This is a genomic window from Phormidium sp. FACHB-592 (assembly GCF_014695795.1).
Taxonomy (GTDB): domain Bacteria; phylum Cyanobacteriota; class Cyanobacteriia; order Leptolyngbyales; family Leptolyngbyaceae; genus Stenomitos.
In genome coordinates this window covers 169,258-175,896 of record NZ_JACJOZ010000058.1, presented here as the reverse complement: position 1 = coordinate 175,896, position 6,639 = coordinate 169,258, and the positions used below count along the sequence as shown (strand labels likewise).

Genomic DNA, 6,639 nt, shown 5'->3' with positions numbered 1-6,639 from the left:
CCTGAAAATCATGAAGGCATGGTTTATGTGGTCATGATTCGGTTGATGCTGAGGCGGTTAACAAACAACCGACGAACGAGGAACTTGAAACCTGCTTAACCAGCATTTACAAACACTTTCTTAGCAACAGAAAGTAACGAACCAAATGAGATGCAAACGGAGGTTAATTCGGCGGCAGCCGTTGATGCAAAGAGCTCACAAACTGCCCCCTTGCCACAGCGAGGACAGTTTATCTCACCCAAAAATCATCAGCCAACTTTATTAGGGCACATTGTCATTTCAACTAGCTTAGTTTTAGGCATTTGTTTAAGCTACGCACTGATGTTTTGGTTTGCAGGCACAAAACAAAATGAGTGGTTAAGCGTAACATCTTCACTAGAAGAAAAAGCAGTCAATACCGCGATCGCTAATCTACCCACTAAACCGGCTGAAAAAGCACGACTCATTGATCAGTTTGACCAGATTCAAGACCGGATTCAGAAGCATGGTAGTGTTATGGGCTTCTTTTACAAGCAATATTATATTTCGCTCTCAATGATTTGTGGCGGTAGCGTAATTGCTTCGATCTGCTTATTTTTTATTAGTAAAAGCGGCTGGGAGCGAGTCAATAACGCTTTGATTAATATCTTTATTGTTTCATCCAGCACTGTAATCTTGTATGGGAATATTTCTTTAGTGTTTAAACAGGAAGAAAACATCAAGGATAATCAAGCGCTTTATCTTAGCTACTTTGCCTTAAGAAATGAGATGTTGAGCTATTGGGCAACGCAACAAGTTAGTACAGGCGACACAATAGTGCCAGCAGCAAAATTTATTCACTATATGGATGGGCGATTGCAAGAGCTTAGTCAAATCCGGCTTGGCTTTGATGCCACAGGCATCACGGATTTGGGCGATCAGATGAAACAACTCGATGGCTCCAGTCAAAAGCAAGCTCAACCTAACGTAAAAAAATAACCTTATCTATAAGTAGGCGTTAAGCCAGTGCTGTAGCTGAATTGAGTATGCTTTTGATTAAGAATAAGAAGTAAATTTCAGAAAACAGCAGTTCACGTATGGCGCTTGGTATCATAGGACCCACAAAGCGAAGTGCGATTGCGGATGAGGATCTGGATCTCTTTACAATGATCCAAGCTTTTGATATCAAAGCATCACAGTTTAAGATCATTCGGAAGAGATTTTATCAAAATCCATACGTTGATGTTCTAACCTGGCTTAACGAAATCTATCAACTTCGAGAGGCTTATTTTGAACAGCTAATCAAGGAAAAGAATGTTCGCGCTAAAGATTCCCTAGTAAGAGAACAGGTTTTGGCACGCTTGAAACAAAATGATCGATGGATGCTTAAATTTGATGAGCTAATCGCGGTATGCGAGGACGCAATCGCTGCTGATCAAGGCTTGCGATTCCTCAGTGATTGACCAAGCGTTTAGCGCAGTCATTGGTGAGCAACTGACTCAATGCCTAAAGCGTGTTCACACAATCAGGGCTGTCATTCGTAGCACGATTAACCAGAGTGCTAACACGATCGCCTCGCATCAAAGCAGCATCGTAGGGGCACAGTAAAGTGTGATGATCAGATGTTGCTGTTGGATCTAGCCAGCGATCGTACTCTTCTGGGGCAAGAATTACAGGCATACGATCGTGGATGGGCTGCAACAGCTCATTCGCCTGCGTAGTAAGAATGGTGCAGGTTTCAACGACAGTATCATCACCCTGCCAGCGTTCCCATAATCCTGCAAAAGCAAAGGGTTGTCGATCAGTTAACTGAAAGTAGTAGGGCTGTTTCGTCTTGCGATCGATCCGATGCCATTCATAAAAGCCGTCTGCCAGAATCAAACAACGCCGCTGCTTGAACGCGGCACGAAACGACGGTTTTTCGGCAACGGTTTCAGCGCGAGCGTTAATTAGCTTTGCCCCGATCGTCAAATCCTTTGCCCAACTAGGTACCAAGCCCCATCGAAACAAGCGCACCTGTCGAGAATGTGTAGGCGCAGCAGCGATCGCCATAACCGCTTGCGTGGGCGCAACGTTGTAGCGCGGTGTCCACTCTGGAAGCGTTTCGAGTTGAAAGGTCTCAGCAAGCGCATTCGCTGATTGAGTAAGGCTAAACCGTCCGCACATGGGTACACGCTGGCATAATCAGCTTTAAGGTTTGAACGCTAAGTTATACCTTCAAAACTTACACGTTTGCACTGAGAGCGTTCCCCCTCTCAGGCTAGATTCAAGCGGCTGTAAGGACAGTTTCGATCGGAAACCCAACGGCTTTCCACGCTGACACGCCTCCCCGGATTTCAGACACATGGCGATAGCCCACTGTCCGAAGTTGACTAGCAATTAGCGCAGTGTCCTCATCGGTTTCACCATAAACATAAAGGTCACGGTTCAATGGCAGGCTGGCTAAAGCACGATCAATCAACTCATCCGCAGGCATCGAAATAGCCCCAACAATATGGCTAGCATTAAACAGCACGCGATCGCGCACATCCAAAATCGTTAGCGCTGGCTTGCCCCAATCAAGGCGTGCCTTGAGGTCATAAACGAGCGATCGTGACTGTAGCGGTTGAGGAATAGGAATGATACCGAAGAGATGGTGCATGAGGATCTTCTGCCAGCGATACCTGCAATGTAACAAGTTAATTTACAATTTGCAAAAATTTGTGCTGAAACGTTTACAAATTTCCCTGCTTATGCAGCTTTACTTAGAGCTAACGCATATTTGAGTGCGATCAGTCTTCTAGACACAATTCAATATGTCTTTGCTTAAGGGATAAAAGGCAAGGTCAACAGCTTAATTTCCAGCCCTTCTGCCTTCTGCCTTCTGCCTTTTGCCTTCTGTCTTCCTGCATAGTGTTAACTGGAAGAAGCGTCTAGAGGAATTGAACTAGTGTTGAACTATGACCTCATTGTTTGCGGTGCGGGTCCAGCAGGGGCAATTGCAGCAACGAGCGCAGCCCAGGCAGGACTAAAAGTTGCCTTGCTAGAAAAGCACATTCTGCCGCGACACAAGACTTGCGGTGGCGGAACACCAATGGTGATGCAGGCGTTTCTACGTGACCTTGTACCAGCAGCGTTTGTAGAAGCGACAGTACTGTCAATGCGACATACGTGGAACTTTGGCGATCCCTATCTGGCGAACATTAATGCACCAGGAGCCGAGCACCCCCTTTCCCTTTGGATGGTGCAGCGTTCCCTTTTTGACAATGCCCTGGCACAACGAGCCGCCCAAGCAGGAGCCGACTTACGCGATGGTTTAGCCGTGCGTTCGATCGTGGTGGAGGGCGATCGGGTGCGGGTCTCTGCTCAGGCAGGCAAAGCGCATGGCACCTTAAGTAAAGGAGATGCCTTTATCGCAACCGCACGCACGGTCATTGGTGCGGATGGAGCCAACGGCATTACGGCAAATGCGGCTAACCTGCGCCAAAAGCGGTCGATCGCGCTGGGCATGGAGGTCGAATTTCCGCACGAGTGGGGTACCGGACACCCTGACCTGCGACCAGATGTTGCTCACCTGGAGTATGGTGCGGTGAAGCGTGGCTATGCCTGGGTCTTTCCTAAAGCCGAGCACTTAAATATTGGTGCGGGCTTGTTTCGTCCAACCCGTCAAGATGCTCGTGGTGACCGTCAGGCGGGGAACGAACTGCGGCAAGCCATTCTTCATTATCTAGAGGCGCTTCAAATACCGCATGATCCAACACAAATGAGATTTCATGCTCATCCTCTGCCCCTTTGGAGTGGTAAAGAACAACTGCATACCCGTGATGGGCGAATTTTGCTGATTGGCGATGCCGCAGGGCTGATCAACCCCTTCTTTGGTGATGGGCTTTTGCACGCCGTGAAGAGTGGCGCGATCGCTGCCGAATGCGTTGCAGAGAATGCAGTAGAAAGATACAGCGATCGCATTCACGCCGAGTTTGCTGCCAACTTCGATGCCGCTCTCAATCTGGCACGCTTTTTCTACCAATACCCCGGTGTTTGCTACAAGTACGGAGTCAAAAACCCCAAAGCCGCTCGTTTGGCAACCGAATTGCTCTGTGGCGAACTCTCCTTCAACAGCGTCTTTGGTCGAGCCGTGAACCGCATCCGGCGATCGATGACAGACGGCTTCTTAGGGCACAGTGCTAGCAGTGAAGTGTAACCTTGATCCTTAAGTCAGTGCGAACCCTGCTATGACACTCATAAATTGCCTAGACTGGAACTTATGAGAGCGGGAATTGCAGCCTTACCATCAGACGTTGTGCATCTCATTGCAGCAGGCGAAGTGATTGATTCGCTGGCAGCAGTGGTACGAGAACTAGCAGAAAATGCTCTGGATGCAGGTGCAACTCGCATTACCATTGCGCTTTCTCCGGAACACTGGCGCATTCGCGTGGCTGACAATGGCAGTGGCATGGCTTTGGCAGACCTGAAGCAAGCGGCTGCACCTCACAGTACCAGCAAAATTCGGTCTAGCCAGGATCTTTGGCAGCTTACCAGTTTAGGATTTCGGGGCGAAGCATTGCATAGCCTTGCTCAACTTGCAACGTTAGAAATTCTTAGCCGCTCAAATAATGCGGAGGCTGGCTGGCACGTCACCTACGACGCTCAAGGCATACCGTTGCAAGTAGACCCAGTGGCGATCGCACCAGGAACCGTCGTCATTGTTGATCAGCTCTTCAGCACCTGGACAGCCCGCCGTCAAGGTTTACCACCCCTTGCCCAACAGCTACGCGCTGTGCAGACCACTATTCATCAGCTAGCACTTTGTCATCCACACGTTACCTGGCAGGTACGGCAGAACGATCGGGATTGGTTTCAGCTCTGGTCTGGCAAAACAGCTCGACACATCCTGCCCCAAATACTGCGTGATGTGCAGACAGGAGACTTGCAGGAGTTGACGCTCACAGTGCCTAACTTAGATGAAGACATAAAGATGATTGATGTCTTCACCCCTTCGCCCCTTGACTCCTCTACCCTTTATCTCCTCCTTGGTCTGCCCGATCGCTTCCACCGCCACCGACCTGACTGGGTACGCGTCGCTTTTAATGGGCGCGTTGTGCAGATGCCAGAATTAGAGCAGACGCTCCTGGCAGGGTTTCGGCAAACGGTGCCCCGCGATCGCTTTCCCCTTTGCTTTGTTCATCTCCAGGTGCCGCCTGAACAAATTGACTGGAACCGCCATCCCGCCAAGTCTGAAATCTATTTACACCATTTAGCTGAGTGGCGCGAACAGATTTCTAACGCGATCGTGCAGGCACTTCGGCTTAGTCCCATCAACCTTACAGACACACTTTACTCTCAGCGAACGGGAACGCTGCTAAAAACGGCTGAAGCGGAAAGCGGCTATGGCAGTAGAAGGATTCAGGGAGCAGAGGCAGCAGGGGAGGCAGAGGGCGAGAGTGTTCAAAATGCATCCCTTAGCCCTAATGCTCTTAAGGCGATCGCCCAAGTCCATAACACCTACATCCTCGCTGAACACCCTGGTGGCATTTGGCTGATTGAACAACACATTGCCCATGAACGAGTGCTATACGAGCAGTTGTGCGATCGTTGGCAGCTTGCACCCTTAGAACCTGCTGTCATTCTGCCTCAACTCACCGTCGCGCAAGTGGAGCAATTGCAACGTCTAGGGTTAGAAGTGGAACCATTTGGCGAGCAGGTCTGGATGGTGCGATCGGCTCCCGCCTTGTTGGCACAACGGGAAGATTGCCCAGCGGCATTGCTAGAACTTAGTCTGGGCGGAGACTTGCAGGCTGCGCAGGTTGCGACAGCCTGTCGCAGCGCCATCCGCAACGGGACATCATTGACCCAGCAAGAAATGCAAACCCTGCTCAATCAATGGCAGCAAACTCGTAACCCACGCACCTGCCCTCATGGTCGTCCCATCTGCCTCACGTTGGAAGAATCATCGCTATCACGCTTCTTTCGTCGTCATTGGGTCATTGGCAAGAGCCACGGAATTTAGTGTGTGGGATGCCGTCAACGTCTGGGGAAAGGGCGATCGCCCCGTAAATTATGGGAGCGATCGCCCTTCCGCTTACTCTAAGTAGCTGGGCGTGATTATTGATAAGCTGCCTTTCAACTTCGCGTTTGACTAAGAGCTCATGCCGAAGTCTCAATGCTCTTAGTCCTGTGTGTTGGCGGATTGAGCGCAGTCGAAACCCAATCCTCTCAGCAGTGCTTAGTTTAGCCCACCTACTTAGCTAGCGTAATAGAACCGTTCAGAGGCAACCTTGCCGTCCTTCCACTTCTGGACAGACACCTGATCGTAAGTTCGCTTGCCCCAATCGGCATGAGTGTAGTCTAAAAACCATTCAGAAATAATGACATCATCGCCATAGGCAACGCTTTTCACCTCAGCGCCACGAAACTCAGTCAGTTTGGAGAAAAATTCTAGCTCTCGCTGACGATTTGCCTCTTTACCGACGGTCGGCGGGTTGTCATTCTCTTGCATCACTACATCGTCCGCGTAGTATTGCTCAAAAACCTCCATAGCTTTGCCTTGCAAAACCTGGTTTTTAATGTCTTCAAAGGTTGCTTTTAGATCCGTACTCATTTGAGATTCTCCTTGCATCAGTGCTGTATTCTGGCTTGAGACAATTCGTTCGTCTTTAGACTGTACTACGTCATACAATCTAGAAACAAATATAGCACATACAC

At 49.4% G+C, this 6,639-nt stretch carries 7 protein-coding genes; 4 read left to right on the top strand and 3 right to left on the bottom strand.

Features of this window, described 5'->3' with window-relative positions:
• The first annotated feature begins 150 nt into the window (after nt 1–150).
• Nucleotides 151–957 carry a hypothetical protein gene (locus H6F86_RS16095; protein ID WP_190449646.1) on the top strand — a complete coding sequence of 269 codons (807 nt, stop codon included), beginning with the start codon at nt 151–153 and terminating at the stop codon, nt 955–957.
• 98 nt (nt 958–1,055) lie between these two features.
• Complete coding sequence (locus H6F86_RS16090; RefSeq protein ID WP_190449644.1) at nt 1,056–1,421, top strand: hypothetical protein; 366 nt, start codon at nt 1,056–1,058, stop codon at nt 1,419–1,421.
• Nucleotides 1,422–1,464: 43 nt separating this feature from the next.
• Here H6F86_RS16090 and H6F86_RS16085 read toward each other — a convergent pair whose 3' ends face one another.
• Nucleotides 1,465–2,124 carry an SOS response-associated peptidase gene (locus H6F86_RS16085; protein ID WP_190449641.1) on the bottom strand — a complete coding sequence of 220 codons (660 nt, stop codon included), beginning with the start codon at nt 2,122–2,124 and terminating at the stop codon, nt 1,465–1,467.
• 100 nt (nt 2,125–2,224) lie between these two features.
• Nucleotides 2,225–2,599, bottom strand: coding sequence for a rhodanese-like domain-containing protein (locus H6F86_RS16080; RefSeq protein ID WP_190449640.1), 375 nt, complete (start codon nt 2,597–2,599; stop codon nt 2,225–2,227).
• Nucleotides 2,600–2,887: 288 nt separating this feature from the next.
• Between H6F86_RS16080 and H6F86_RS16075 the strand changes: the two genes are divergently transcribed.
• Complete coding sequence (locus tag H6F86_RS16075; protein WP_190449639.1) at nt 2,888–4,138, top strand: geranylgeranyl reductase family protein; 1,251 nt, start codon at nt 2,888–2,890, stop codon at nt 4,136–4,138.
• Between the two features lie 63 nt (nt 4,139–4,201).
• On the top strand, nt 4,202–5,944 hold the full coding sequence (gene mutL, locus H6F86_RS16070; protein ID WP_190449638.1) for a DNA mismatch repair endonuclease MutL: 1,743 nt from the start codon (nt 4,202–4,204) through the stop codon (nt 5,942–5,944).
• A 234-nt stretch (nt 5,945–6,178) separates the two neighbouring features.
• Here the strand turns inward: mutL and H6F86_RS16065 are convergent, their stop codons facing one another.
• Complete coding sequence (locus tag H6F86_RS16065; protein ID WP_190449637.1) at nt 6,179–6,535, bottom strand: nuclear transport factor 2 family protein; 357 nt, start codon at nt 6,533–6,535, stop codon at nt 6,179–6,181.
• Between the last annotated feature and the right edge of the window lie 104 nt (nt 6,536–6,639).

Excerpts from the sequence above, each read along its gene's own strand:
- H6F86_RS16065 (WP_190449637.1), bottom strand. The coding sequence starts at position 6,535 with ATGAGTACGGATCTAAAAGCAACCTTTGAAGACATTAAAAACCAGGTT.
- mutL (WP_190449638.1), top strand. The coding sequence starts at position 4,202 with ATGAGAGCGGGAATTGCAGCCTTACCATCAGACGTTGTGCATCTCATT.
- H6F86_RS16095 (WP_190449646.1), top strand. The coding sequence starts at position 151 with ATGCAAACGGAGGTTAATTCGGCGGCAGCCGTTGATGCAAAGAGCTCA.
- H6F86_RS16090 (WP_190449644.1), top strand. The coding sequence starts at position 1,056 with ATGGCGCTTGGTATCATAGGACCCACAAAGCGAAGTGCGATTGCGGAT.
- H6F86_RS16080 (WP_190449640.1), bottom strand. The coding sequence starts at position 2,599 with ATGCACCATCTCTTCGGTATCATTCCTATTCCTCAACCGCTACAGTCA.
- H6F86_RS16085 (WP_190449641.1), bottom strand. The coding sequence starts at position 2,124 with ATGTGCGGACGGTTTAGCCTTACTCAATCAGCGAATGCGCTTGCTGAG.